Raw genomic sequence first — 24959 nt, forward strand, 5'->3', positions numbered from 1 at the left:
TTTGCCCAAACAACAACAAGGCTTGCAGGTCATCCAGCACATGGGACAGGCCTACCGCGGCATGCAGAGCGCGTTCAGTAGCACGGTCGGCCACGCCCTGCCCCGCTGGCGCATCCTGCTGGCGCTGCATGAATGCGGCCAGTGTTCGCAGAAGCATCTGGCCGAACGCTGCCGGCTCGACCCCGCATCGCTCACGCGCCAGTTGCAGGCCATGGAAAAGCTGGGCTGGATCGCGCGCGCAGTGGACCCGCAAGACAACCGCCTGACCAACGCCAACCTCACGCCCGCCGGCCAGGCCGTGGTGGATGACGCCTTGCCCAAGCGGGCCGCCTTTTTCGAGGAATCGCTCAAGGGCTTGTCGGCTGCGGATATCGATACGTTGAATCGCGTGCTGAGCGTGCTGGAGGCGAATTTCCTGCGGGCTGGGGCGGACAAAGCGCCAAACTAGAACAGGCAGCGCCGCCATAAGAAGAGCGGTATCGGCCCATAGCCAAATGCGATTCGCGAGGAGTCGGGATCATCCAGAATACAGGCCGTTCCCCCACATAAGAACAAAGAGGCGGCAAATGGATTCTGTATATCTGGTGGTTACCCTGGGCGCGGTCATCGCGGGCTTCGTGCAGGGCCTGTCGGGCTTTGCGTTCGGCCTGGTGGCGATGTCGTTCTGGGCCTGGGTGCTGGATCCGCGCCTGGCCGCGACGCTCGCGGTCTTCGGCGCCCTGGTCGGACAGATCCTCGCCGCCATCACCGTGCGGCGCGGCTTCGACCTGTCGCGATTGCTGCCTTTCGTGGTCGGCGGCCTGTTCGGCATTCCGCTGGGCGTGGCGCTGCTGCCGCGCCTGGACATGGACTGGTTCAAGACCATCCTCGGCGCGCTGCTGGTGATCTGGTGTCCCGCCATGCTGTACGCCAAGAACCTGCCGAAGATCTCCGCGGGCGGCCGCGCCGCCGACGCGGCCGTCGGCATGGCCGGCGGCGTGCTGGGCGGCATCGGCGGCTTCACGGGCACGCTGCCCACCTTGTGGTGCACCCTGCGCGGCTTCGACAAGGACGCGCAACGCGCCATCATCCAGAACTTCAACCTGTCCATGCTGCTGGTGACCATGGGCACGTATCTGGCAAGCGGCATCGTCACGCGCGCCATGCTGCCCATGTTCGCCATCGTCGCCGCCGCCATGCTGGTGCCGGTGTTGCTGGGCGCGAAGCTTTACATAGGCATCAGCGAAGCGCGCTTCCGGCAGATCGTGCTGGGCTTGCTGACGGGATCGGGGGTTGCCTTGCTGGCGTCGGCAGTGCCGCGGCTGCTGGCGCGCGTGGCATAGTTCCGTGCATGCAACAGCACGGACAAGGAATACCCATGAATCCCGATCGTCACTACCTCGTCATCCAGGCCCATGCCAGCGAATTTCCCGAGCCCATGTTCGTACGCAAAGGAGATCGCGTGGCAGTTGGTGAGCGGTACGATGGCCCCGAGGGTTGGCCCGACTGGTATCACTGCACGCCCGCGAATCAGGAGGCCGGCTTCGTGCCGGCGCAATTCCTGGACCGCCATGCCGACGGCAGCGCTACGATGCTGGAGGATTTCACCAACAAGGAATTGGATGTCGCGGAAGGCGACATGTTGCGCGGTGAACGCGAATTGAATGGATGGGTATGGGCGGTCAGGCTCATAGACGGCGAGGCGGGCTGGGTGCCGCTTGAAAACTTACGTCTGTGCGGTCAAGCTATCTGCTGATGCGGTTCAACTCGGCCGCTACCGGTCAGCCCGCTATTCACCGCATGATTTGCGGCGAATAACCAGCCCATTCGCCGCAACTACTCATGGTCTCACCCTTCATGCCTTTCCCGCAAAGCCCTTCCGGGACGCGAGCGGCGCGCATTGCTCCTGGCGCTGCACCATGAAAAACACCCCAAAGATCGGACCGGGGTCCAATCTTTGGGGTGCATGGCGAAACGTTCAGCTTCGCTTAGACGTTGAACAAGAAGTTCATCACGTCCCCATCCTGCACGATGTATTCCTTGCCTTCCGCGCGCATCTTGCCCGCTTCCTTGGCGCCCTGCTCGCCCTTGTAGGTGATGAAATCTTCGTAGGCGATGGTCTGGGCGCGAATGAAGCCGCGTTCGAAGTCGGTGTGGATGACGCCGGCGGCCTGGGGCGCGGTGGCGCCGATCGGCACGGTCCAGGCGCGCACTTCCTTCACGCCCGCGGTGAAGTAGGTCTGCAGGCCCAGCAGCTTGAAGGCGGCGCGGATCAGGCGGTTCAGGCCGGGTTCTTCCATGCCCATATCGGACAAGAAGGCTTGGCGGTCGGCGTCGTCGAGGTCGACGATTTCGGATTCGATGGCGGCGCAGATGGCGACCACGGGCGCGTTGCGCGCGGCGGCGAACTCGCTCAGGCGGTCCAGCAGCGGATTGTTGGTGAAGCCGTCGTCGGCCACGTTGCCCACGTACATCGCGCGCTTGGCGGTGATGAAGCAGAGCTGGGCGATATCGGCCTTTTCCTCGGTCGTGAGGTCCAGCGCGCGGATCGGCTTGGCTTCGTTCAGCTGGGCGATGCACTTTTCCAGCACGGCCACGATGCGTTGCGATTCCTTGTCGCCCGAGCGCGCCGTCTTCTGATGGCGCTGCAGGGCCTTTTCAGCGGTCTGCAGGTCGGCCAGGGCCAGTTCGGTCTCGATGACTTCGATGTCGGCGATGGGATCGACCTTGCCGGCCACGTGGATCACGTTGGGATCTTCGAAGCAGCGCACCACGTTGACGATGGCGTCGGTTTCGCGGATGTGCGAGAGGAACTGGTTGCCCAGGCCTTCGCCCTTGCTCGCGCCGGCAACCAGGCCCGCGATGTCGACGAATTCGACGGTGGCGGACAGGATGCGTTCGGGCTTGACGATTTCAGCCAGCTTCTGCAGGCGCGGATCCGGCACTTCGACCACACCGACGTTGGGCTCGATGGTGCAGAACGGATAGTTCTCGGCGGCGATGCCGGCGCGGGTCAGAGCGTTGAAGAGTGTCGATTTGCCTACGTTGGGCAGGCCGACGATGCCGCATTGCAGAGCCATGGGAATCCTGTGTAAGTACGGTATTGATCGTTAACGTTCTAGTTTACCCTGGCCGGGCGCTCGAGCCCCGCCGGGGCGGCGGCCGTTGCGGCCCCGGTTAAGTCGCGGCGGCCGGGATCCAGCGCATGATGATCCAGATCATCAAAATAGGGCCGGCATTGAAAGCGGAGTGCAGCAGGATGGCCGCACCGATTCCGCGCCGCACGCGCATCCAGCCCAGCACCAGGCCCGTCAGCCATTGCGGCAGCACCAGCAGCGGCAACAGCCAATACGGCGTCTTGCTGTAGACGAAGTTGGTCAGGTGCACCGCGGCGAAGCTCAGCGCGACCAAGTGGAACACCAGGCCGAAGTGCTGCAGGTAATAGCGCCGCCAGGTGGTGTCCCAGCCTTGCAGCGGTTCGGCGCGCTGGCGCGCGCCCCAGCATGCCAGGATGACGAATGCGGCCAGCAGCAGGCCGGTCCAGACCTTGGGCCCCCACAGCACCACGGGCACCATCGCCGGGATCAACCACAGCGCCTGCCTGGGGCGGCGCAAGCCATAGCGGAACAGAATTTCTTCGACCAACGGCGCCCAGATCACGGCAGTCAGCCAGGGAATGTTGGTGGGATCAAGCCGATGCGTGACGCCACCCAGGCCGGCCGCGGCCACGGCAACAGGCCCCAGGGCGAACAGGTTCACGGCCCACAGCAGCGCAGCCCAGGCCAGCAGGCGGCCCGGCCCCAGGCCCGGCCACCAGTCGGCCACCAGGCCGCTCGCGGCTGCGCGGCCCGGCAGGCGCGAAGCCGGATGCGGGTGACGGATGAAACGCCAGAAATCCGCGACCTCGCTGCGAAAGCGCAGTTTTCCGCCAGACACCGATACCGATTGCCGCTGGTCTGTCATCAAGCCTCGTTGCCGCTATGCAGCTGACGCGTGGCCAAGGGGAAATCGCCGGCCAGCATCGCCGGCACCACCGCGCGGCAACGGTCGATGACCGCTTCGATTTCTTTCTGCTCTTCGCGACGTGGCGGATGCAGGACGAAGTCCGCCACCTGCTGGGCCAGGCCCAGCGTGCGCGGGTGACCGATGCCGATGCGCAGGCGCCAAAAGTTGGGGCTGCCCAGCGCCGCCTGAATGTCCTTCAGGCCATTGTGGCCCGCATGGCCGCCGCCCTGCTTCAGTTTCACCTGGCCGGGCATCAGGTCCAGCTCGTCGTGCAGCACCAGCACCTGCTCCGGCGTCAGCTTGTAGAAGCGGGCCAGCGCGCCGACCGCCTGGCCGGAACGGTTCATGTAGGTGTTGGGCTTCAACAGCAGCACGTTGTCCGCGCCCAGGCGGGACTTGGCCACCATGCCGAAAAAGGACTTCTCCAGCGCAAAGGAAGCGCGCAAGTCGTCCGCCAGGTGGTCGGCCAGCCAGAAGCCGGCGTTGTGCCGGGTGGTTTCGTAATCAGGGCCGGGATTACCCAGTCCCACGATGAGGCGTATAGGAGTAGACATGATGGGGGTGTTTAAACCAAAAAACCCTGCGCATGCAAATGCACACGCAGGGTTTCGGGTACCAGCCGCGGAAAGCCCGGGGGCTTTCCGGCAGGACTTAGGCGGCCGGAGCTTCGGCAGCGCCTTCGTCAGCGGCAGCGCCGCCCTTGACCACGGCCGTGGCGGCCAGCAGCGGGTTGGCGTCGCCGCCGTGGGGCACGTAGGTCACGCCCTTGGGCAGCTTGATGTCGGCCAGGTGGACCGATGCGCCAGGCAGCAGGTCCTTCAGGTCCACTTCGATGAACTGGGGCAGCGCTGCCGGCAGGCAGGTGACTTCCAGTTCGGTCAGGACGTGGCTGATGATGGCGCCGCCCAGCTTCACAGCCGGCGAGACTTCAGCGTTGATGAAGTGGAACGGGACCTTGGTGTGCAGGGCCTGGTTGGCGTCCACGCGCTGGAAGTCCACGTGCAGGACTTGCGGCTTGTAGGCGTGCCATTGAACCGAACGCAGCAGGACTTGCTCTTCCTTGGCTGCGCCTTCCAGCGCCATTTGCAGGATCGACGCGTGGAATTCTTCCTTGCGCAGGGCGTGGTAGATCTCGTTGTGGTCGAGTTCGATGTTCAGGGGGGCAGCCGTACCGCCATAAACGATGGCGGGAACGCGGCCCGCGCGGCGCAGGCGGCGGCTCGCACTCGAACCCTGGACGCTACGCGCAGTGGCATTGAATTTCATGGAAAACTCCAAAAACAATAAATGGCGAAGAGACTTCGCCGATTAGTGCACGGCACGCGAAATGCGCACCGTGTTTGTTGCGCCTTGCCGCGACCAGCAAGGCGCAAAACTCAGTATCCGGACTGCCCGTCCGAGGGACGCCGCGTCTTAGTCGACGAACAGCGAGCTGACCGATTCCGCGTTCGAGATACGCAGGATGGTCTCGCCCAGCAGCGCGGCGCACGACAGCTGGCGGATCTTGCCGCTGGCCTGGCCTTGCTCGGAGAGCGGAATGGTGTCGGTGACGACCAGCTCGTCCAGTTCCGACGCTTCGATGCGGTCGATGGCGCCGCCCGACAGCACGGGGTGCGTGCAATAGGCGTAAACGGCGCCGGCGCCGCGGTCCTTCAGGGCCTGGGCCGCCTTGCACAGCGTGCCGGCGGTGTCGACCATGTCGTCCATGATGATGCAGGTGCGGCCGTCGACTTCACCGATGATGTTCATCACTTCCGACACGTTGGCGCGCGGGCGGCGTTTGTCGATGATGGCCAGGTCGGCTTCCAGCTGCTTGGCCAGCGCGCGGGCCCGCACCACGCCGCCGATGTCCGGGGACACCACGACCAGGTTCGAGAAATTGCGGCGCCAGATGTCGCCCAGCAGGATCGGACCCGCGTAGATGTTGTCCACGGGGATATCGAAGAAGCCCTGGATCTGGTCGGCGTGCAGGTCCATGGTCAGGACTCGGTCGACGCCAGCCACTTGCAGCATGTTGGCCACGACCTTGGCCGAGATGGCCACGCGCGCCGAGCGCGGGCGGCGGTCCTGGCGGGCATAGCCGAAATAGGGAATCGCGGCGGTGATGCGGCCAGCGGAAGCGCGGCGCAAGGCATCGACCATCACCATGATTTCCATCAGGTTGTCGTTGGTAGGGGCACAGGTGGGCTGCAGGACGAAGACGTCCTTGCCGCGCACGTTCTCGTTGATCTCGACCATCACTTCGCCGTCCGAGAAGCGACCGACGGTCATCTTGCCCAGGGACATATCGAGGTGGTTGACTACGTCCACGGCCAGCCGAGTGTTGGCGGTGCCCGTGAAAATCATGAAGCTATCGTTTGCCATGATGGATGATGCGATGGTCGTTTTAAGACACTAACGAGGTGATGCGAGGTGATGCACCAGCGGACCCGGAAAATAAAAAAGCTGCTGAACCCGGGCCAGTGTCTTACAGGCGTGTTCAACAGCTTTTTTATGTATTCGGTTGGCTGGGGAGGAAGGATTCGAACCTTCGCATGCCGGAATCAAAATCCGGTGCCTTAACCAGCTTGGCGACTCCCCAACTATCTTGCAATCCAATTCCGCAACGGATGTTCAGCTAACCCAGTACATGCCTGCACTAACCGAAACCGTGGATGCGTTTGGCTGAATGTTTTATCAGCGCCGCGCATTATAGCGGATATTTCTGCTTCTGCCAAAACGGCTTCGGAGAGTTCGGAAAATTCGGCGAATAAACACGCACCAGATCCCGACATGCGAACTGGGGTTCCACGAAGGATTCCCTGTTCAGCAAGCCACCGCGATGCCCCAAGTACTTCTGGGTAAAGACGGTAGACCACCGGCTCCAAATCATTCCTGCCGAAGCGGGAAGTAGGCGAAGCAAGAAAGACCGCTATTGTGGTGGAAGAAGAATCCCTTGTCAAATCGGGTGCGGAAAATACTTGTGGGGTGGGTACGCTGGCGTCCGGTTGCGCCACCAGGTAGGCGCGTTCAGGCAGCGTCACCGCAGTCAGGTCTTCGCCCACGCCCTGGGCGAAAGCCGATTGCCCGAAGACGAACACGGGCACATCCGCCCCCAGGGGCAGGGCCAGCGCCATGAGTTCGCGCCGCGACAGCCCCGTGCCCCACAGCCTGTTCAAGGCGATCAGCACCGAGGCGGCATCGCTGGAGCCCCCTCCCAGGCCGCCACCCTGCGGAATACGTTTTTCCAGGCCTATCTGCACGCCCTGCTTCGTGCCTGTGGCCCGCTGCAGCGCGTGCGCGGCGCGCAAGGTCAGATCCTGCTCTTCAGGCACGCCCGGTAGCTCCGTGGCGCGACTGATGATGCCATCGGCGCGCAGGTCGAAGTGCAGGGTGTCGCACAGGTCGATGAAGCGGAAGACGGTCTGCAGCAGGTGGTAGCCATCGGCGCGCCGGCCCACGACGTGCAGGAATAGATTCAGCTTGGCGGGAGCGGGTACGTCGTAGAGAGTCACGGCTGGGCGAAAAAAAAACGGTAGCCCGATTTTACTGGCTACCGCTGGTTTCGAGCCGGCACGGCCCGCTGTTCAAGGCTGGTTGACGACCAGGCGCAGCATGATGCGGCGACCGGGCTCCTTGCGTTCCAGCACCAGCAATTGCGGACCCAGCGTGTCGTAGCGCGACAACCGCGCGCGCCAGCCGCCCTGCTCGAAAGCCGCCGGGCGGCCCAGCTCGTCGCGGGACACCTCGGTGGCCTCGGGCGTGGCGGCCAGCTTGCCGCGCAGCCAATCGCGCAGGCCGGACACGGGCATGCTGCTGCCCAGCGCTTCCTCGGCCAGGGCATCGGGATTGTCGGCGACCAGGCGGGTGCCGTCGGCCTTGGTCAGGCTGGCCGCGCCGGGCCGCCCTTCCACGCGCGCCTCGGTCGAGCCCAGGGGATTGGTCAGGTCCAGCACATAGTGGCGGCCGTCATCCGACCACGAGAAGCCGCCCTGCACGGCATTCTGCTTGCCGCTTTCCTCGTTGACGGTGATGGCGAAGCGGCCGATACGGGAGAACGCGTCGGCGCTGGCGCCTTCGATTGGCTTGGGCGTGGTGCAGGCGGCCAGCGTCGCCGCCAACATCGCCATCAGCAACCAGCGCAGCGGCGCCGCTGCGCCGAACACGCGTTGAACAACTGCCGTCACAGGCCGATCCCCAGGCGCTTGGCCACATCCTGAACCGTCTTGTTCTTGGGATCCTTCGCCACCGCGGCGCGCAGCAGCTCCGTAGCCTGGTCGCGCTTGCCCTGGGTCCAGAGGACTTCAGCCAGGTGAGCGGCGATGTCGGCTTCCGGACGCACGCTATAGGCGCGCCGCAGGTAGTCGGCGGCGGCCGCTGAATCGCCCATGCGGTACTTGACCCAGCCCATGCTGTCGAGGATGAACGGATCGTTGGGGGCCAGCTCCAGCGCTTGCGTGATCAGGTCCAGGGCCTCGGGCAGGCGCTGGTTGTGATCGGCCAGCGTGTAGCCCAGCGCGTTGTAGGCGTGCGCGTGATCCGGGTCCAGCGCAATGACCTGGCGCAACATGCGCTCCAGGTCGGCCAGGCGGTTCTGGCGTTCGTACAGCATGGCCAGTTCGTACTTGATCTCGACCGTGTCGGGCAGCGCTTGATCGGCAGCTTCCAGCACCGACACCGCCTGCTGCACGCGGTCGGCGTCGCGCAGGATCTGGGCCTTGGTCAGCACGCCCAGCGTGCGCTCTTCCTCGTCCTGGGGACCGGCGGCGTCGATCATGGCCAGCGCGTCGTCGATGCGGCCGCTCTTGGCGCGCAAGGCGGCCTGGCGCATGTGCACCGAGTAGCGCAGGGTCGGGTCGTCGATGCGGCCCAGTTCAGCGATGGCGTCGTCGTAGTGCCCCTGATCTTCGGCAATGCGGGCCAGCAGCACATGGGCATCGGCGGCGGCAGCGCCGGCGTCGGTCGCGCCGGGCACGGTGGCCCGCTGGCGCTGCTGCTGCACGTCCAGATACTGCTGCAGCAGACTCTTGGCCTGCGGCAATTGCCCGGCCTTATAGGCCAGTTGCGCCTGCATGAACAAGAGGTCGAAATCTTCCGGCGAACGGCGCGACATGGCCTGCAATTCAGCCAATGCGCCGTTGTAATCGCCGCTGTCGGCCAATTGGCCGGCCAGCATCAGGCGCACTTTGCGGGCGTTGGGATTGCGGGCGATGTAGGCACGCGCTTCGGTCTGCGCGCGCTGCGGGTCCACCCTGTAGCCGTACTCAAGCACACGCAGCGCGGCGGCTTCCGACTTCGGATCCGCAGCCAGGGCCGCACGCGACTCCTGCGCGGCGCGGGTGTAGTCGCCAGAGGCGGAGGCCACGTCCGCCAGCGCCAGATGCGCGGCCGGCAGCTTGCGCACGTTGTCGCTCAGGGATTCGTCCAGGATGCGCAAGGCCAGGCGGCGGTCATTCAACCGGCTCAGCACGGCCAAGGCCTGACCGATAGCGGCCGGCTTGTCGCGCGAGGAATCGATGCGGTTGCGCAAGGCCTGCGACAGCCCCTTGGTCTGGCCGTTGGCGGCGGCCAGCGCCAGTTCAGTGGAGCTGGCCTCCACGTCGTTGGGGGACAGGCGCGCCCAGACCCGGGCGGCGTCCAAGGCGCCAGGGAGGTTGCCGCCGGCCAGTTGGAATTCGAGGGCGCGGCGGGCCAGGCGCGGATCGCCGGTATCTCGCGCCAGGCCCAGCATGGTGGTAGCCGCCGAGCCGTACATGCCGCGCTGCGCGGCGATCTCGGACGCGAGCACGCGGTAAAAGATGTCGGCGGTCAGCGAGACATAGGGCAACTGCCCGGGGCGCAGCCGGATTACTTCGGTTTCAGGGTGGCGGCTCTGAGGCGCCATCCGTGGCCCGGTCGCATCGCGCGTCCGGCTGTCGGCGGCCTGGGCCGGCGGGGTCAGTATTGCTGCCAGCGCAAGCGCTAGCGCGGCGATCCCGATATTTATAGGTTTGAAAGACGACTTCACGCGGCCCGTCCGGTTGATGGCACAATCTTCGTACACGCAATTAATGATCTTACACTGGCTCATGCCGGAACTGCCTGAAGTCGAAACCACGCGCCGAGGAATCGACGCCGTCATCACCGGCCGGACGCTGACGCGGCTGGTCATCCATGAATCCCGCATGCGCTGGCCCATCCCCCCGGATCTGCCGGCCACGATCGCCGGCCGCGCGGTGCTGGAATGCGCGCGCCGCGGCAAGTACCTGCTGCTGCGGTTCGAACACGGCACCCAGATCGTGCATCTGGGCATGTCCGGGTCGCTGCGCAGCGTCGCCCCTGGCGAGTTCCTGCGCAAGCACGACCACGTCGAATGGATCTTCGAGGAAGCCGTGCTGCGCCTGCACGACCCGCGGCGCTTCGGCGCGGTGTTGTGGCACCCCGCCAGCGATGGCCCCGTCGATGTCCACCCCCTGCTGGCCAAGCTGGGCATCGAGCCCTTCGACCCGCGTTTCGACGGCGCCTGGCTGCACCGCCACTTCAAGAATCACAGCGCCGCCATCAAGCAGGTGCTGCTGGCCGGCATGGCAGTGGTGGGCGTGGGCAATATCTATGCGTCGGAAAGCCTGTTCCGCGCCCGCATCAACCCCAAGACGCCGGCCAACAAGCTGTCGCCCGCCCGCTGCGAGCGCCTGGCCGACATGGTGCGCGCCACCCTGGCCGACGCCCTGACTTCGGGCGGCAGCACGCTGCGCGACTATGTCGGGGCCACCGGCGAACCAGGCGCCTACTTCGAGATCCACGCCGCTGTCTATGAGCGCGAGGGCCAGCCCTGCCGGGTCTGCTCCACCCCGATACGGCGCATCGTGCAGGGGCAGCGGGCCACCTATTACTGCCCGAAATGCCAAAGAAACTGACCGGAGCCGACCCCAAAATCCGCGGGAAATCCCTGTAAAAACAAGGCCATTTGTTTATAGCAAACGTATTGCACAAACACTAACGTCGGGCTATATTCCTTCCACACACCCTATTCCTATAAAAGTGGAAGGAGCCTCCATGAGCAAGCAATTCGCCTCGCACGCAGACCTGGACGACAAGGTCGTCTCGTTCGAAAAACTGTCCGACAACGCCTATGCCTACACGGCCGAAGGCGACCCCAACACGGGCGTGATCATCGGCGACGAGGCCGTCATGGTGGTCGACACCCAGGCCACCCCGGTCATGGCGCAAGACGTGATCCGCCGCATCCGCGAAGTCACGGACAAGCCCATCAAGTACATCCTGCTGTCGCACTACCACGCCGTGCGCGTGTTTGGCGCGTCGGCCTACGACGCCCAGGAAATCCTGGCCAGCCGCGACACCTACGACCTGATCGCCGAACGCGGCGAGCAGGACAAGGCCAGCGAAATCGGCCGCTTCCCCCGCCTGTTCCGCAACGCCGAATCGATTCCGCCGGGCCTGGTCTGGCCGACGATGACGTTCAAGGGCGAAATGACCGTCAATCTGGGCAACCTGGAAGTCAAGCTGCTGCAAGTGGGCCGCGGCCACACCAAGGGCGACACCATCGCCTGGCTGCCCGAGCAGAAGATCCTGTTCGCCGGCGACCTGGTCGAATACCAGTCCACGCCGTACTGCGGCGATGCCTATTTCCGCGACTGGCCCAGCACGCTGGACGCCCTGTCGAGCTTTGAAGCCGAGAAGATGGTTCCGGGCCGTGGCCCCGCGCTGAAGAACGCCACCGAAGTCCGCCAGGGCTTGGCCGGCACGCGCGCCTTCCTGACCGATCTGTACGGCGCGGTGAACCGCGGCGTGGCTGAAGGCAAGGACCTGAAGACCATCTACCGCGAGGTCTACGACTTCATGAAGCCGCGATACAGCGACTGGGTGATCTTCGACCACTGCATGCCGTTCGACGTGTCGCGCGCCTATGACGAGGCCACCGGCCACACCCATCCGCGCATCTGGACCGACAAGCGCGACCTGGAGATGTGGGCGCAGCTGGAAGGCTGATCCCGACGGGCCGCCACGGCGGCCCTGCCCCGCTGCAACCGGAATCGCACGCCGCAAGGCAGCGCGCGGCTTCGTGACATAAAAACAATATCACCCACACAGGAGACAACCGTGGGAGACATCGACTTTCAGGCGATGGAATTCGCCTATGAAAAACACGCCGACCAGGCCGCCCGCGAGCTTGCGCGCCATCAGGTCGTGGTGGTGGGAGCCGGCCCGGTCGGCCTGACCACCGCACTGGATCTGGCCCGCCAGGGCGTACGCGTGGTGGTGCTGGACGACGACTTCCGCCTGTCTACCGGTTCCCGCGCCATCTGTTTCTCCAAGCGCACACTGGAAATCTGGGACCGCCTGGGCGTGGGCCAGCGCATGATCGACAAAGGCGTGTCGTGGAACGTGGGCAAGGTCTTCTTCCGCGAACAGGAAGTGTGGCGCTTCGACCTGCTGCCCGAACCCGGCCACCGCCGCCCGGCCTTCATCAACCTGCAGCAGTACTACGCCGAAGGCTATCTGTACGAGCAGGCGCGGCGGGAACCCAATATCGATCTACGCTGGAAGAACAAGGTCGCCGGCGTGGAGCAGCGCGACGACGGCGTGGTCCTGAACGTAGAGACCCCCGACGGCGCATACGCGCTGCATGCCGACTGGCTCATCGCCTGCGACGGCGCGCGTTCGCCGGTGCGCAAGCTGATCGGCCAGGAAAGCCATGGCCGCATCTTCCGCGACCGCTTCCTGATCGCCGACGTCAAGATGCAGGCGGATTTTCCGACCGAGCGCTGGTTCTGGTTCGATCCGCCGTTCCATCCCAACCAGTCCGTGCTGCTGCACCGCCAGCCCGACAACGTCTGGCGCATCGACTTCCAGCTGGGCTGGAACGCCGACCCGGTCGAGGCCGTCAAGCCTGAAAACGTGCTGCCGCGCATCCGCGCCTTGCTGGGCCCCGACGCCCGCTTCGAGCTGGAATGGGTCAGCGTCTACACTTTTGCGTGCGAACGCATGGACAAGTTCCGCCACGGCCGCGTCGTGTTCGCGGGCGACTCCGCCCACCGCGTGTCGCCGTTCGGCGCCCGGGGCGCCAACAGCGGCGTGCAGGACGCGGAGAATCTGGCCTGGAAGCTGAAGCTGGTGCTGGCCGGCCAGGCCCCCGAGACGCTGATCGACAGCTACGCCGCCGAACGCGAATACGCCGCCGACGAGAACATCCTCAATTCATCGCGCGCCACCGATTTCATCACGCCCAAGAGCGACATCAGCCGCAGCTTCCGCAATGCGGTGCTGAATCTGGCCAAGACCCATCCCTTCGCGCGCTCGCTGGTCAACAGCGGCCGCCTGTCGTTGCCCGCGACCTACGCCGGCTCGCCGCTGAACACCCCGGACACGGACGCCTTCAGCGGCCGCATGGTGCCGGGCGCGGTGGCGCTGGATGCTCCCGTGAACGCGCAGGATTGGTGGCTGGCGCAGCTGGACGGCGAATTCGTGCTGGCCCTTTTCTGCGGCGATGCACTGCCCGACCGGGACATGCTGCTCGCCTTGCAGGCCCTGCGCATGGCGCCGGTGCCGGTCAAGGCCGTGCTGGTCGCCAGCCCGCAGTGCGACCTGTCCGCGCTGCCCGGGGATTTGGCCGCCGTGACGGACCGCGAAGGCTGCCTGCGCAAGCGCTACGACGCGCAGGCCGGCACCGCCTACCTGATCCGCCCCGACCAACACGTCTGCGGCCGCTGGCGCGCCTTCAATGCCGCCGCCGTCGCCGCAGCAGTCGGCCGCGCCACGGGCCGCGCCTGAACTTCGAGATCACTCCATCATGCTGATTACCGAAACCAACCTGGTCTCGCCGGACGACTTCTACGAAGCGCTGATCGAGACCCACCGCGACCTCACCAACGAACAAAGCCAGGAACTCAACGCGGCGCTGATCCTGCTGCTGGCCAACCACCTGGGCGACATGGACGTGCTGCGCGAAGCCTTGCGCCAGGCGCGCGCGTCGGTGGCGCCGTAGACCCGTTCACGCTCCCACCGCGAACGTATTGACGATCAGCGCGCGCAACCACTGGTTGCCGCTGTCCCGGTCGACCCGGCGCTGCCAGTACATGTTCGTCTGCAGCGCCGGCACTCTGATCGGCGGCGTCATGAAACGCAGGCCGAACGGCGGCGCGGCGCTGGCAGCGAGTTTTTCGGGTACGGTGGCCAGCAAGTCGGTCGCGCTGACGATGTACGGCACGGCCGAAAAATGCGGCACGCTGAAGTGCTCCGCCAGGTCCACCCCGGCGCGCTCCATGGACTGATTCACCTGCCCGTAGGGCGCCGCGCGCGACACGATAAGGTGGCGCTCTGCCCGAAAAGCCTTGAGACTCATACCTGAGTGCGCCGTCGGATGCGCCTGTCTGAACAAGGTAGCGTAGCCCTGGCGAAACAGCATGCGCTGCAGCGTGCCCGCCCCCATTTCATCGAACGCGCCGATCGCCAGATCCACCCGTCCGGCCTCCATTTCCCGCGGCAGATCCGGTCCCTGCACCCGCACGGAATCGATGCGCACCAGCGGCGCCACCTGCACGCAGACCTCCATCAGGCGCGGCATGAAGTGGATCTCGCCCACGTCCGTCATCGCCACCCGGAAGCGCCGCGTGCTGGTCGCGGCATCGAAGACATCCTGGTCTTTCAGGGCTTGCGACAGCATGGTCAGCGCCTCGCTGACCGGGCCCGCCAGTCGTGTCGCGCGCGGCGTGGGCAACATGCCCTGCGCCGTGCGCACGAACAGGTCATCGCCGAATGCTTCCCGCAGGCGCCGCAGCGCATTGCTGACAGCGGGCTGCGACAGGTCCATGCGCCGCGCGACCGCCGATAGATTGCGGTCCTCCAGCAGGTGCTGGAACAGCAGCAGCAGATTCAGATCGACATCGCGCAACTCGGCCATACGCACCCCTACTATTCACAAAATTTATAGTCTCTATTTTTACATTCCCGTAGCCGAGGTGGGGTTTTTTTCCGACAATGGCATATCGGCCTCCCGGATATCTTCCGCACCGGCCACCCGTACCAGGCCGCGCGGCCAAGCACCGCGCCGCCGCTCAGGAGGATTCCATGGAACTGCAATACCAGACCGGCTTCGGCAACAGTTGCGCCACCGAGGCCCTGCCCGGGGCCCTGCCGCTGGGCCGCAACTCGCCGCAGCAATGCCCCTACGGCCTGTACGCCGAGCAGCTATCCGGCACCGCCTTCACCGCACCTCGCAGCGAAAACCGCCGCTCCTGGCTCTACCGCATCCGTCCCGGCGCGCAGCACAAGCCGTTCGAAGCCTTTGACGGCGCCACCGGCTGGCAAAGCACCTTCGGCCAGGGCCCCGTCACGCCCAACCAGCTGCGCTGGAGCCCGCTGCCCATTCCCGCCGCCCCCACCGACTTCCTGGAAGGCGTGAAGACCTGGGGTGGCAATGGCGCCCCCGACGAGCTGAGCGGCGTGGGCATCCACCTGTACGCCGCCAACCGCTCGATGCAAGGGCGCTACTTCTACAACGCCGACGGCGAACTGCTGCTGGTGCCTCAGGAAGGCCGCCTTCGCCTGGCCACGGAACTGGGCCTGATCGATCTGGAACCGCTGGAAATCGCCGTCATCCCGCGCGGCGTGCGCTTCCGCGTAGAGCTGCTGGACGGCAGCGCGCGCGGCTACATGCTGGAAAACTTCGGCGCCGCCATGCGCCTGCCCGAACTCGGTCCCATCGGCTCGAACTGCCTGGCCAACGCGCGCGACTTCAAGACGCCGGTGGCCTGGTATGAAGACGTCGAAGGCGACTTCGAACTGATCGCCAAGTTCACGGGCGGCTTCTGGCGCGCGTCCATCGACCATTCGCCGCTGAACGTGGTGGCCTGGCACGGCACGCACGCGCCGTACAAGTACGACCTGCGCAACTTCAACACCATCGGCTCCATCAGCTACGACCACCCGGACCCTTCGATCTTCACCGTGCTGACCGCGCCGTCGGACACCCCGGGAACGGCCAACATGGACTTCGCGATCTTCCCGCCGCGCATCCTGGCCATGGAAAACACCTTCCGTCCGCCCTGGTTCCATCGCAACATCGCCAGCGAATTCATGGGCCTGATCCAGGGCGTCTACGACGCCAAGGCCGACGGTTTCGCACCCGGCGGCGCCAGCCTGCACAACTGCATGAGCGGCCACGGCCCCGACGCCGAGACCTTCGAAAAGGCCTCCCACGCCGACACCAGCAAGGCCCACTACATCCGTGACACGATGGCGTTCATGTTCGAGACGCGACGCGTGATTCGCCCGACGGAGCAGGCGCTAGCCTCGGTAGAATTGCAAGGCGACTACTACCGGTGCTGGCAGGGCATCGCCAAGCATTTCGACCCCAACAAGGCGTGACGCGCAGAACCCCTGCTATCCACGCCCGCGGCGATGAGCGCAAGCTCATCGCCGTTTGGCATTTGAATTTTCCGGCGCCTGGCGCCCCGGCCACCGCACAACCACACTGAAAGAGACACGCAGCCATGACCACCACCATCAACGAAACCCACGACCCGTCCCTGAAGAGCTGGATCGCCAGCGCCAACACCGGCGAGTCGGATTTCCCGGTGCAGAACCTGCCCTACGCCTCCTTCCGCCGCAAGGGCACAACCGAATCATTCCGCCCCGGCGTGGCCATCGGCGACCAGATCCTGGACCTGGCCGCGCTGGCCGCCAAGCAGCCCTTCGAAGGCCTGGCGGCCGAAGCCCTGGCCGCTTGCGCCACGGACAGCCTGAACGCCTTGATGGCCCTGGGCCAGGCCCACTGGAGCGCCCTGCGCCTGGCGCTGTCGCGCGCGCTGCGCGAAGGCGCGGCCCTGCGCGGCGCCGTCGAGCCCCTGCTGGTCGCCCAGGCCGACGCCGAATACACCACGCCCGCCCGCATCGGCGACTACACCGACTTCTACATCTCGGTGCACCACGCCACCGCCGTGGGCAAACAATTCCGACCCGACAATCCCCTGCTGCCGAACTACAAGTGGGTGCCCATCGGCTACCACGGCCGCGCCTCCAGCATCGGCGTGGACCAGAAGTTCCCCCGTCCCGTCGGCCAGACCCGCCCCGCCAATGAAGGCGAGGCGCCGCAATTCGGCCCCTGCGCCCGCCTGGACTACGAACTGGAACTGGGCATATTCGTCGGCACCGGCAACGCCCAGGGCGACCGCATCAACCTGGCCGACGCCGAATCGCACGTGTTCGGCCTGTGCATCCTGAACGACTGGTCGGCGCGCGACATCCAGGCCTGGGAATACCAGCCCCTGGGTCCCTTCCTGGCCAAGAACTTCGCCTCCACGATCTCGCCCTGGATCGTCACCATGGAAGCGCTGGAGCCGTTCCGCACGCAATGGAACCGCGGCCCGTCCGAGCCGCAACCCATGCCCTACCTCGCCTCCGACGCGAACCGCGCCAAAGGCGCCTTCGACGTGCAGATGGAAGTCTTGCTGACCACCGAAAAATCGCGCGCCGACAAGCAGCCGCCCGCCTTCCTGTCGCGCAGCAACTTCCGCGATGCCTACTGGAACGTGGCGCAGCTGATCACCCACCACACGGTCAACGGCTGCAACCTGCAACCAGGCGACATGCTGGGCACCGGCACCCTGTCCGGCCCGCAGCCCTCGGAAGCCGGTTCGCTGCTCGAGCTGTGCAATGGCGGCAAAAACCCGATCGACCTGCCCTGGGGCGAAAAGCGCACCTTCCTGCAGGACGGCGACCAGGTCATCATGCGCGCCGAATGCGTGAAGGCCGGCTATCCGCGCATCGGCTTCGGCGCAAGCTCGGGCCTGGTGCTGCCGGCCCGCGTCTAATCGGCCTTGGCGTTCGACCGCGCACGCGCGGTCAGCGCCTCGATCTCATCGTCCTTCGCCTGCCACTGCTGGCCCAGCCAGTGGTGAAAGGCGGTGCGGAACGCCTTGTCTCCGGTGTAGTCGGCGTCGCAGAACTCCGGCGGCACCGGCAACTGCCGCATGCGCACCAGCACCTGGCCCGCGCGGCCGCAAGCCAGATCCCAAAAGCTGGGCGCGCCATCCGGATAGGCAATGGTGGCATCTATCATCGAGCGGAAACGCTTGCCCATCGCATTCAACGCCACCGCCAGCCCGCCCGCCTTGGGCTTGAGCAAATGGCGGTACGGCGCACCCTGCCCATCGCGCTTGGCTTGCGTAAACCGCGTGCCTTCCGCAAACACCATCACGCTGGTCGGCACCAAGGAAAACTTCGCGCAGGCCCGCCTTGCGGTCTCTTGATCCTGCCGGCCCAGATCCGGATTGCGGCGCAACGCCGCCTTGCCATGGCGCTTCATGAAGGGAAAGTCCAGCGCCCACCAGGCCAGACCGATCACCGGCACATAGATCAGCTGTTGCTTCAGAAAGAATTTCAGCAGCGGAATGCGCCGGTTCAGCGAATACTGCAACACAAAGATATCCGCCCAGGACTGATGATTGCAGTTGACCAAATACCAGTCCGCGTAGCGCAGCCCCGTATTGCCCTGGATATCCCAAGGCACCTGCTGGATCCGCGCCAACCACCCGGCATTGCTGGACACCCACGCCGTGGCAATACCGTTGAGCACAGGATCAATGCGCCGCCTGACCGCGGGAAACGGCAGCAACAACTTCAGCAACGAGATCGGAAACAACAGCAGGCACCAGAACAGCGTGCTGGCCGCCAGCCAAACGGTACTGACGACACCCGTAATCCACGCAAACCGCCCGCGCGGCAAGGGCAGTGCGCGGCGCCGCAGCGGCACATGGGAATCAGGCTTGTTTGATTGAGCGCCCGCAGCAGCGCGAGCAGCATCAGAAGACGATTCAGGAAAAGTCATGCGCCAGTTTCCTACCTTCAACAAAAATCCGACTTGCGCAGAATCAAGCCCACCACCAGCACGCAGCGCCATCCCCCAAAACAAGCCACCGCGTAAGCCCCAGACCGGCCGCCCGCGCGGCCGGTCTGGGGCGGGCACCGCAAGATCTTCCACCGTAACACTCCGGCAGCAAGAACCCTAAGAAAAATCCCCTCCCCAGCGGCCTGCGGCATTCAGCCACCAGAGCTTGGGGCGTCGGGGGCCTGGGGCGCCCGGGGCGTCGATAAGCCCAAGGGAATCCGTAGGGAGCCGAAGGCGGACAAGGATGACGCAGGGGCAGTCCGGAGCGAAGGCTCCGGACCGCAATCGTTGCCCCGCGCGCCCCAGGCCCCCGACGCCCCAAGCGCCCTAAGAACCTGCAACGTCCCGCATAAAAAGGCCACCTCAAGGCAACCGATACCGCTCTTCCCGATAAGCCCAACTAGCCCACAACGCATGCGCCAAGGCCTCTTCCGAGAGCTGAGAATCCAAAGGCTCCACCGGCGCATAAACCTCATCGCGCCCCACCGGCGCCGCCTCATACCGAAACTGCCGCGGCGGCTTCGAAGGTTCCAGCACCAGCAGTTGATCCCCCTGCAGATACCCGAAATTATCCGCGTACTGCATCATCGCCCGGTTCGGATCCCGCTGCGTCAGATCCGCGCCCAGCATCGGATTCACATTGTCCAGCCCGATCAAGGACAGCATGGTAGGCGCCATGTCGATCTGGCTCACCAACCGCTCATCCTGCCGCGGCGCAACCCCCGCCCCCAGAATCAGCGCAGGAATCTGGAAATGCCGCACCGGCACCGGAATGGAGCCATAGACCCGCGAATCGTGATCCGCGATCACCAGGAACACCGTGTTGTCCCAATACGGCGCCTTGCGCGCCTTGTCGAAAAACTGCCCCAGCGCCCAGTCCGCATAGCGCACCGTATTGTCCACCGTCGCCGGATCTCCCACCGGCTTGATGCGCCCTTCCGGATACTCCCACGGCGAATGGTTGGATACCGAGAACGCCAACGTAAACACAGGCTTGTCGCCATCCGCGCGCAGCAGCCGGTCCACCTGGTTGAACATATCCTCGTCCGACGCCCCCCAAGACCCCTCGAACACCGGATTGACGAACTTCGGACGATCCACGATCTCATCGAAACCGTTGCCCAGGAAAAACGCCCGCATATTGTCGAAGTGCGACTCGCCCCCGTACACGAAACGCGAGTGGTAGCCGTGCTTGCCCAGCACCTGAGCCAGCGTGAAGAACCCCGTCTGCGAGCGCGGCAGCTTCACCACCGCGTCCGCCACGCTCGGCAGGAATCCCGCCGTGACCGCCTCGATGCCCCGCACCGAGCGCGTGCCCGTCGCATAGGCCCGGTGGAACATCCAGCCTTCCTTGCCCAGCCGGTCGATATTCGGCGTCAGATCGCGCCCGCCCAGACTGCCTACATACTGCGCGCCCAGGCTCTCCTGCAAGATGATCACCAGGTTCAGCGGCTTGTCCCGGCGCACCGTCGCCTTCTGCTCGTGCAGGCTGGGATAGCGCGGATCCAGCGGCGCGCCCGTCAGCCCGGCCTTCTCGCGCACGATGGCATTCATCTCATCCACTGCCATCTTGGGATACATGGCGGCAGAGGAACGCTCATCGCGCATCCGGTAGGCGGCGTCAAACACGCTGTACAAGGAATTCAGCGCCAGCGAATTCACCATGGCATCGGAGCTGTAGGCCACCTTGGCCGGATTGATGGGACGATGCTCCAGCGTGCCGCGCGCACCCAGGAACACCAGCGCCAGGATCACGAACGAAGCCACCGGCCGCTTCCACCAGGACATGAACGGATCGCGCACGCGGGTGGGGAACAGCCGGACCGACAGCCAGGCGGCCAGCAGCAGCACCACCAAGGCCGCCAGCAGCACGCCCTTGTAGCCCTGCCACAGCATCGAACCGACTTCCTTCGGGTTGAGCAGATAGATGAAATAGAGCCGGTTGGGCCGCGTGTCGTACTCCGCGATGAACTGCGGCGTGGAGACTTCCAGCAACACATACAGCATCCACCAGACGCGGAACCACCAGGCGGTGATACGGGCCGCCAGCGGCCGGTGCCCGAACCAGGGCGAAAACACCGCCGGCAGCGCCATCACCATGGACATCAGGCAGACATCGATGCGCAGCCCGCCCAGCAGCAGCGGACCCAGCCCGCCGGCCGCTTCGACCCGGTCCCACATCCAGAAGGCCAGGCCCAGCCGCGACAGCGTCAGCAGCGCCAGGACGGCGATAACGAACCGTAGCGTCAGACGGCGCATGCGAGCGCCCTCCGCTGGCGCCGCAACGCCCGTTCAAATGTGGAAATACCGCCGTGTATGCCGAGCAGAGCCATGCCGCCTCGTGGTCAGAAATTTGAAAACGCGCAAAGATTAACGCGGTTTGGCGCGAGCCACCGGCCGCCCTTACTGGGCGCGCCGCAGCCGCTCGCGACTGTTGCTCAGATGCGTGCGCATGGCCGCACGCGCAGCCTCCGCATCCTGGCGCTGGATCGCACCGTAGATATCCTCATGTTCGAGATTCACGCGCGCCAGATAAGCGGCGCGGTCCTCGTGCGCGAACTTCGCCGAATTGATGCGGGTGCGCGGGATGATGGCCGAACCCAGATGCGACATGAGATCCGCGAAATAGCGGTTGTCCGTGGCTTGCGCGATCAGCAGATGGAACTGGAAATCCGGCGTGACAGTGTCTCCACCGCCGTCCAGCGCGCTCTTGAAGGCATCCAGCGCGCGCCTCATCTCGAGCAGTTGCGCCGGGCTGCGCCGGGCTGCGGCCAGGCCGGCCGCCTCGCTTTCCAGGCAGATGCGCAGCTCCAGCAGCACCAGCACGTCGCGCACCGTGGCGATATCGGCGGGATCCACGCGGAAATCGCCGCCGCCGCTGGGCTCCAGCGCATAAGTGCCCACGCCATGATGCGTCTCGACCAGGCCAGAGGCCTGCAGCCGGGACAACGCCTCGCGCACCACCGTCCGGCTGACGCCGAACTGGCGCATGATCTCGGACTCCGTCGGCAATTTGTCGCCGGGCCGGATGTTCCCGCCACGGATGCGTTCCGTGATGCTCTCGACCAGCCCCTGGGCCAGGTTCCGGGGACGACGCCGCGGCGTGACGGGAGTATCGGCGGGAACGTTCATTGGGAGTTGTCCGAAAGCAGTTGAGCACGGCCCGGGGCCGAGCATCGGCGCCCATTGTACTTTGGGGCGCCCTGCGGCTAGCGGTCCGAGCGGCTGGCGACCGGCCGGGCCACAATGAGGGGATAGAAAAACAGGGTCGCCAGGAACCACATCAGCGCCGCAGACCAGAGTGTCTGGCTGAGGAAATGGGCGCCCTGCAGAATGCGCACCACGGAAAAGCCTACGCCGGCCGCGATGCCTACGGCCAGGCCCCACCAGCGCCAGGTTGGGCGTCCCAGCGCCCAGCCGAAGAAATACAGGGTCAGCATCGAAAAGCCCGCGCCGGCATGGCCGCTGGGCAAGGCGCCGCCCGCCCCGGTTCGCGCCCATGTCCACCAGTGCGACGGATAGGGGGTATAGCCGCCCAGGAAGTCCAGGTCATACGGACGAGGCAGCGTCGTGTAATGCTTCAACTGGTTCACCAGCACTTGCCCGGCCAGGCAGGTTGCCGCCAGCGCCAACGCCGGCCCGCGCCACGCCCGCCAGGCCGGAATCCGATAGCTTGCCGCCGCCACGCCCACGGCGGCCAATCCTATCCCGATGGGCAAGGCCAGCACCATGCGGTGGCCGACCAGTTCCAGCCAACGATTCAGCCGCAGTGGAAAATCGTCCAGCGCCGGGTCGAACAGCGCCCGGGCGATACGCAGATCCAGCCCGGAAGCGTTGGCCCACCACGCCAGACAGGCCAGTGCCAGCGTGACCGCGGCGATATGGCTGAACAGATACGAGGCCGGCGTCGGCTGGCGCAGCGCGGGCGGCGATAAGGGCGGCATGGTGGGCGGCAGGCGGTCCGTCAGGCAAACGAGCAGCTTAGGTCCCGGACAGTCGAACTTTCGTCAAATTTGACCTTGCGCCCCGCTGGCCGCCTCCGTCGCCTGGTCCTCGCCGATCTCGAAACGCAGCGTGAAGCGGGTGCCGCGCTGCTCGCCCTGCCGGGAGGAATCGACGGTCAGCGACCAGCCTTGCATATCGCAGACGCGCTTGGCGATCGCCAAGCCCAGGCCGCGCGCCGTCTCGTCGGGGCTGCCCGCCCCGGAATCCCGCATGCGGCCGCTGTAATAGCGGCGGAACAGGAACGGCAGGTCCTCGGCGGCGATACCCTTGCCGTCGTCGCGCAATTCCAGCGCGCCGTCGGCCGCAATGCTGGCGGTCAGCGTCGCTGGCGCGGCGTGCTCGACCGCGTTGCGGACCAGATTGCGCAATACGGTCAGCAAGGCGTAGCGGTCCAGGGAGCGAACCTGGCCGGCGGAGATGCGGTTCTCGAACCCCAGCTTGGCCAAGCCCGCCTGGGCTTCATAGCCGCGCCAGGCATTGTCCATGCATTCCGCGAGGTCGACCGGCTCCGCCGGGCGCAGTTCATCGCGCGCCATGGCCCGCGCGCTCTCCAGTGAAACGATCACATCGTCCACGTTGTCCACCACGCGGGTCAGGCGCTGGCGCTGGTCCGGAGTCAGCGCTTGCGTCAGCAGCATCAATTCGCTGTCCGAACGGATCGCGGCCAAGGGCGTGCGCACCTCGTGGCTGAGATTGCCCGCGAACTCGCGCTCCCGGGCAATCGACCTGTCCACCTGGTTCTGCACCCGGTTGAAGGCCTCTATCAGCCGGCCCGCCTCGTCGTCACGCGTCACCGCCATGTCGGGCGACCCCGGCGCCCAGGTCGCCAACCGGTCGGTCAGGTCCAGCAGCGGGCCGACCGCGATGGCGGCCACGCGCCGCGACAGCGCATAGGCGCCCACCACGCAAATGGCGCCCACCCCCAGAACAATCAAGCCGAAGTCATGCACCCGCCCCTCGTTCTCGGTGGCGTCGTACAGCAGGTACACCTTGGCACGCGCCGTTTCGGCCACCATCACGTGCCAGGTGTAAGCGCCCGGCTCGACCAGGTGCAGGCCGCTATCCAGGGATTCGATTTCCTGGGGCATGCCGGCGGGGCGCTTGCCCTCCACGCTGACCCAGGCCCGCATGGAACCGCCCAGCTCGCGCACGCCGTCGCGCGGCAGGAAACCGTCGCTGACGCGCGCATGCTGCACCAGCCGGTCCATTTCGGTATTGAGAATGTCGTTGACCAGATCGTCTTCCATCTGATCGAAGGTCAGGTAGGCCAGCAGAGCCAGCGCCGTCACGAACAGCGCCACCGTTCCGGTCAGCGCCCACACCACGCGCTGAGTCAGGGTACCCCCGGCAGAGGCCGAAGAAACGCCGCTCATCTCGCCGCCCCGGCTTCCAGCGTCAGGCGCCAGCCGGTTCCGTGTATGGTCTCGATGCCGTCGAAACCGGCATCGGCCAAGGCGCGGCGCAACAGGTGGACCTGGCTGCGCAAGGCGTCCGACGAAGGCGGCTCGTTGCCCCAGAGCGTGGATTCCAGCTCCTCGCGCGACACCACCCTGCCGGGATCGCGCAACAGCGCTTCGATGATGAGGCTGGCCTTGCGCGTCAGGTGCACGGGGTTGCCGTTGACCGAGACGGCGCGGTTACGGGTGTCGTAGGACAAGGGGCCGAACGCCCGCACCGCGTCCACCGTCGCGCCCTTGGCGCGCTGGATCAGCGCGATCAGGCGCGCTTCCACCTCCAGCAGCGCGAAGGGTTTGGTCAGGTAATCGTCCGCCCCATGCGAGAACCCGGCCAACTTGTCTTCCAGGCTGTCGCGCGCCGTCAGCATCAACACCGGCACGTCCACGCGCATATCGTTGCGCAGCGTGTGCAGCACCGCGTTGCCGTCCATGCCCGGCAGGCCGATGTCCAGAACCAGGGCGTCGAAACGCTGCTCTTTCAGCCGCTCCAGCGCGGCCGGACCTGAATAGGCGGCATCGGGCAGGAAGCCGCGCGCCTCCAGGAAGGTGTATAGATTGCCGGAGATGACGGGGTCATCCTCGACGATCAACACCCTGTAATTCGCGCCCGCCGCGGGACTGGTTGCCATGGTTGCGATCCTCTGTCG

At 65.6% G+C, this 24959-nt stretch carries 24 protein-coding genes and 1 tRNA gene; 9 read left to right on the forward strand and 16 right to left on the reverse strand.

Features of this window, described 5'->3' with window-relative positions:
* The first annotated feature begins 1 nt into the window (after nt 1).
* The 3 genes from AXYL_RS27625 (at nt 2) to AXYL_RS27635 (ending at nt 1735) form a co-directional block, all read left to right on the forward strand.
* A complete protein-coding gene (locus AXYL_RS27625; RefSeq protein WP_013396180.1) occupies nt 2-448 on the forward strand; it encodes a MarR family winged helix-turn-helix transcriptional regulator in 447 nt (148 codons plus the stop codon).
* A 118-nt stretch (nt 449-566) separates the two neighbouring features.
* The gene (locus AXYL_RS27630; protein ID WP_013396181.1) at nt 567-1322 is read left to right on the forward strand and encodes a sulfite exporter TauE/SafE family protein; all 756 of its coding nucleotides are present in this window, start codon (nt 567-569) and stop codon (nt 1320-1322) included.
* A 35-nt stretch (nt 1323-1357) separates the two neighbouring features.
* Nucleotides 1358-1735 (forward strand): hypothetical protein, encoded by a 378-nt coding sequence (locus tag AXYL_RS27635; protein WP_013396182.1) that lies wholly within the window; start codon nt 1358-1360, stop codon nt 1733-1735.
* 232 nt (nt 1736-1967) lie between these two features.
* Here AXYL_RS27635 and ychF read toward each other — a convergent pair whose 3' ends face one another.
* From ychF to AXYL_RS27680, 9 genes are all read right to left on the reverse strand, one after another.
* On the reverse strand, nt 1968-3059 hold the full coding sequence (gene ychF / locus AXYL_RS27640) for a redox-regulated ATPase YchF (RefSeq protein ID WP_013396183.1): 1092 nt from the start codon (nt 3057-3059) through the stop codon (nt 1968-1970).
* Nucleotides 3060-3156: 97 nt separating this feature from the next.
* On the reverse strand, nt 3157-3942 hold the full coding sequence (locus AXYL_RS27645) for a type II CAAX prenyl endopeptidase Rce1 family protein (protein ID WP_013396184.1): 786 nt from the start codon (nt 3940-3942) through the stop codon (nt 3157-3159).
* Nucleotides 3942-4538, reverse strand: coding sequence for an aminoacyl-tRNA hydrolase (pth, locus tag AXYL_RS27650; RefSeq protein ID WP_013396185.1), 597 nt, complete (start codon nt 4536-4538; stop codon nt 3942-3944). Before pth ends, AXYL_RS27645 begins: the two co-directional genes overlap by 1 nt.
* A gap of 97 nt (nt 4539-4635) precedes the next feature.
* A complete protein-coding gene (locus tag AXYL_RS27655) occupies nt 4636-5250 on the reverse strand; it encodes a 50S ribosomal protein L25/general stress protein Ctc (RefSeq protein ID WP_013396186.1) in 615 nt (204 codons plus the stop codon).
* A gap of 147 nt (nt 5251-5397) precedes the next feature.
* Nucleotides 5398-6348, reverse strand: a complete 951-nt coding sequence (locus tag AXYL_RS27660; RefSeq protein WP_006227587.1) for a ribose-phosphate pyrophosphokinase — start codon at nt 6346-6348, stop codon at nt 5398-5400.
* A gap of 140 nt (nt 6349-6488) precedes the next feature.
* Nucleotides 6489-6565, reverse strand: a tRNA-Gln gene (locus AXYL_RS27665).
* A gap of 1 nt (nt 6566) precedes the next feature.
* Nucleotides 6567-7478 (reverse strand): 4-(cytidine 5'-diphospho)-2-C-methyl-D-erythritol kinase, encoded by a 912-nt coding sequence (gene ispE, locus AXYL_RS27670; RefSeq protein ID WP_013396187.1) that lies wholly within the window; start codon nt 7476-7478, stop codon nt 6567-6569.
* A gap of 72 nt (nt 7479-7550) precedes the next feature.
* Nucleotides 7551-8093: a lipoprotein insertase outer membrane protein LolB gene (gene lolB / locus AXYL_RS27675; RefSeq protein ID WP_049797959.1), complete on the reverse strand. Its 543-nt coding sequence runs from the start codon at nt 8091-8093 to the stop codon at nt 7551-7553.
* A 53-nt stretch (nt 8094-8146) separates the two neighbouring features.
* Complete coding sequence (locus AXYL_RS27680; protein ID WP_041654355.1) at nt 8147-10033, reverse strand: tetratricopeptide repeat protein; 1887 nt, start codon at nt 10031-10033, stop codon at nt 8147-8149.
* Between AXYL_RS27680 and mutM the strand changes: the two genes are divergently transcribed.
* From mutM to AXYL_RS27700, 4 genes are all read left to right on the forward strand, one after another.
* The gene (gene mutM / locus AXYL_RS27685; RefSeq protein ID WP_013396190.1) at nt 10032-10859 is read left to right on the forward strand and encodes a bifunctional DNA-formamidopyrimidine glycosylase/DNA-(apurinic or apyrimidinic site) lyase; all 828 of its coding nucleotides are present in this window, start codon (nt 10032-10034) and stop codon (nt 10857-10859) included. The two genes, AXYL_RS27680 and mutM, sit on opposite strands and share 2 nt — an antisense overlap.
* A 139-nt stretch (nt 10860-10998) precedes the next feature.
* On the forward strand, nt 10999-11952 hold the full coding sequence (locus AXYL_RS27690) for an MBL fold metallo-hydrolase (RefSeq protein WP_013396191.1): 954 nt from the start codon (nt 10999-11001) through the stop codon (nt 11950-11952).
* A 111-nt stretch (nt 11953-12063) separates the two neighbouring features.
* On the forward strand, nt 12064-13734 hold the full coding sequence (locus AXYL_RS27695) for an FAD-dependent oxidoreductase (protein ID WP_013396192.1): 1671 nt from the start codon (nt 12064-12066) through the stop codon (nt 13732-13734).
* Nucleotides 13735-13753: 19 nt separating this feature from the next.
* Nucleotides 13754-13948, forward strand: coding sequence for a DUF2783 domain-containing protein (locus AXYL_RS27700; RefSeq protein ID WP_013396193.1), 195 nt, complete (start codon nt 13754-13756; stop codon nt 13946-13948).
* Between the two features lie 6 nt (nt 13949-13954).
* Here the strand turns inward: AXYL_RS27700 and AXYL_RS27705 are convergent, their stop codons facing one another.
* Nucleotides 13955-14863: a LysR family transcriptional regulator gene (locus tag AXYL_RS27705; protein WP_013396194.1), complete on the reverse strand. Its 909-nt coding sequence runs from the start codon at nt 14861-14863 to the stop codon at nt 13955-13957.
* A 167-nt stretch (nt 14864-15030) separates the two neighbouring features.
* Between AXYL_RS27705 and hmgA the strand changes: the two genes are divergently transcribed.
* Together hmgA and fahA are read left to right on the forward strand one after the other, a co-directional pair.
* Nucleotides 15031-16329 carry a homogentisate 1,2-dioxygenase gene (gene hmgA, locus AXYL_RS27710; protein WP_013396195.1) on the forward strand — a complete coding sequence of 433 codons (1299 nt, stop codon included), beginning with the start codon at nt 15031-15033 and terminating at the stop codon, nt 16327-16329.
* 125 nt (nt 16330-16454) lie between these two features.
* Entirely contained in the window at nt 16455-17774 is a 1320-nt protein-coding gene (gene fahA / locus AXYL_RS27715) for a fumarylacetoacetase (protein ID WP_013396196.1), read from the forward strand.
* Here the strand turns inward: fahA and AXYL_RS27720 are convergent.
* From AXYL_RS27720 to AXYL_RS27745, 6 genes are all read right to left on the reverse strand, one after another.
* A complete protein-coding gene (locus AXYL_RS27720) occupies nt 17771-18688 on the reverse strand; it encodes an acyltransferase (protein ID WP_041656426.1) in 918 nt (305 codons plus the stop codon). The genes fahA and AXYL_RS27720 overlap by 4 nt on opposite strands.
* Nucleotides 18689-19213: 525 nt before the next feature.
* Nucleotides 19214-21109: an LTA synthase family protein gene (locus AXYL_RS27725; protein WP_013396198.1), complete on the reverse strand. Its 1896-nt coding sequence runs from the start codon at nt 21107-21109 to the stop codon at nt 19214-19216.
* A gap of 144 nt (nt 21110-21253) precedes the next feature.
* Nucleotides 21254-21982: a FadR/GntR family transcriptional regulator gene (locus AXYL_RS27730; protein ID WP_013396199.1), complete on the reverse strand. Its 729-nt coding sequence runs from the start codon at nt 21980-21982 to the stop codon at nt 21254-21256.
* A 77-nt stretch (nt 21983-22059) separates the two neighbouring features.
* On the reverse strand, nt 22060-22794 hold the full coding sequence (locus tag AXYL_RS27735; RefSeq protein WP_013396200.1) for a phosphatase PAP2 family protein: 735 nt from the start codon (nt 22792-22794) through the stop codon (nt 22060-22062).
* A gap of 63 nt (nt 22795-22857) precedes the next feature.
* Nucleotides 22858-24228: a sensor histidine kinase gene (locus tag AXYL_RS27740; protein ID WP_013396201.1), complete on the reverse strand. Its 1371-nt coding sequence runs from the start codon at nt 24226-24228 to the stop codon at nt 22858-22860.
* Nucleotides 24225-24941: a response regulator transcription factor gene (locus AXYL_RS27745; protein ID WP_013396202.1), complete on the reverse strand. Its 717-nt coding sequence runs from the start codon at nt 24939-24941 to the stop codon at nt 24225-24227. The genes AXYL_RS27740 and AXYL_RS27745 overlap by 4 nt, the downstream gene beginning before the upstream one ends.
* Nucleotides 24942-24959 lie beyond the last annotated feature (18 nt).

Source organism: Achromobacter xylosoxidans A8, assembly GCF_000165835.1.
GTDB classification, from domain to species: Bacteria; Pseudomonadota; Gammaproteobacteria; order Burkholderiales; family Burkholderiaceae_B; genus Achromobacter; species Achromobacter xylosoxidans_B.

Excerpts from the sequence above, each read along its gene's own strand:
- AXYL_RS27705 (WP_013396194.1), bottom strand. The coding sequence starts at position 14,863 with ATGGCCGAGTTGCGCGATGTCGATCTGAATCTGCTGCTGCTGTTCCAG.
- AXYL_RS27635 (WP_013396182.1), top strand. The coding sequence starts at position 1,358 with ATGAATCCCGATCGTCACTACCTCGTCATCCAGGCCCATGCCAGCGAA.
- ychF (WP_013396183.1), bottom strand. The coding sequence starts at position 3,059 with ATGGCTCTGCAATGCGGCATCGTCGGCCTGCCCAACGTAGGCAAATCG.
- AXYL_RS27725 (WP_013396198.1), bottom strand. The coding sequence starts at position 21,109 with ATGCGCCGTCTGACGCTACGGTTCGTTATCGCCGTCCTGGCGCTGCTG.
- AXYL_RS27735 (WP_013396200.1), bottom strand. The coding sequence starts at position 22,794 with ATGCCGCCCTTATCGCCGCCCGCGCTGCGCCAGCCGACGCCGGCCTCG.
- AXYL_RS27700 (WP_013396193.1), top strand. The coding sequence starts at position 13,754 with ATGCTGATTACCGAAACCAACCTGGTCTCGCCGGACGACTTCTACGAA.
- fahA (WP_013396196.1), top strand. The coding sequence starts at position 16,455 with ATGACCACCACCATCAACGAAACCCACGACCCGTCCCTGAAGAGCTGG.
- AXYL_RS27630 (WP_013396181.1), top strand. The coding sequence starts at position 567 with ATGGATTCTGTATATCTGGTGGTTACCCTGGGCGCGGTCATCGCGGGC.
- AXYL_RS27655 (WP_013396186.1), bottom strand. The coding sequence starts at position 5,250 with ATGAAATTCAATGCCACTGCGCGTAGCGTCCAGGGTTCGAGTGCGAGC.
- mutM (WP_013396190.1), top strand. The coding sequence starts at position 10,032 with ATGCCGGAACTGCCTGAAGTCGAAACCACGCGCCGAGGAATCGACGCC.
- AXYL_RS27740 (WP_013396201.1), bottom strand. The coding sequence starts at position 24,228 with ATGAGCGGCGTTTCTTCGGCCTCTGCCGGGGGTACCCTGACTCAGCGC.
- AXYL_RS27660 (WP_006227587.1), bottom strand. The coding sequence starts at position 6,348 with ATGGCAAACGATAGCTTCATGATTTTCACGGGCACCGCCAACACTCGG.
- AXYL_RS27645 (WP_013396184.1), bottom strand. The coding sequence starts at position 3,942 with ATGACAGACCAGCGGCAATCGGTATCGGTGTCTGGCGGAAAACTGCGC.
- AXYL_RS27690 (WP_013396191.1), top strand. The coding sequence starts at position 10,999 with ATGAGCAAGCAATTCGCCTCGCACGCAGACCTGGACGACAAGGTCGTC.
- AXYL_RS27730 (WP_013396199.1), bottom strand. The coding sequence starts at position 21,982 with ATGAACGTTCCCGCCGATACTCCCGTCACGCCGCGGCGTCGTCCCCGG.
- hmgA (WP_013396195.1), top strand. The coding sequence starts at position 15,031 with ATGGAACTGCAATACCAGACCGGCTTCGGCAACAGTTGCGCCACCGAG.
- lolB (WP_049797959.1), bottom strand. The coding sequence starts at position 8,093 with ATGGCGATGTTGGCGGCGACGCTGGCCGCCTGCACCACGCCCAAGCCA.
- AXYL_RS27745 (WP_013396202.1), bottom strand. The coding sequence starts at position 24,941 with ATGGCAACCAGTCCCGCGGCGGGCGCGAATTACAGGGTGTTGATCGTC.
- pth (WP_013396185.1), bottom strand. The coding sequence starts at position 4,538 with ATGTCTACTCCTATACGCCTCATCGTGGGACTGGGTAATCCCGGCCCT.
- AXYL_RS27680 (WP_041654355.1), bottom strand. The coding sequence starts at position 10,033 with ATGAGCCAGTGTAAGATCATTAATTGCGTGTACGAAGATTGTGCCATC.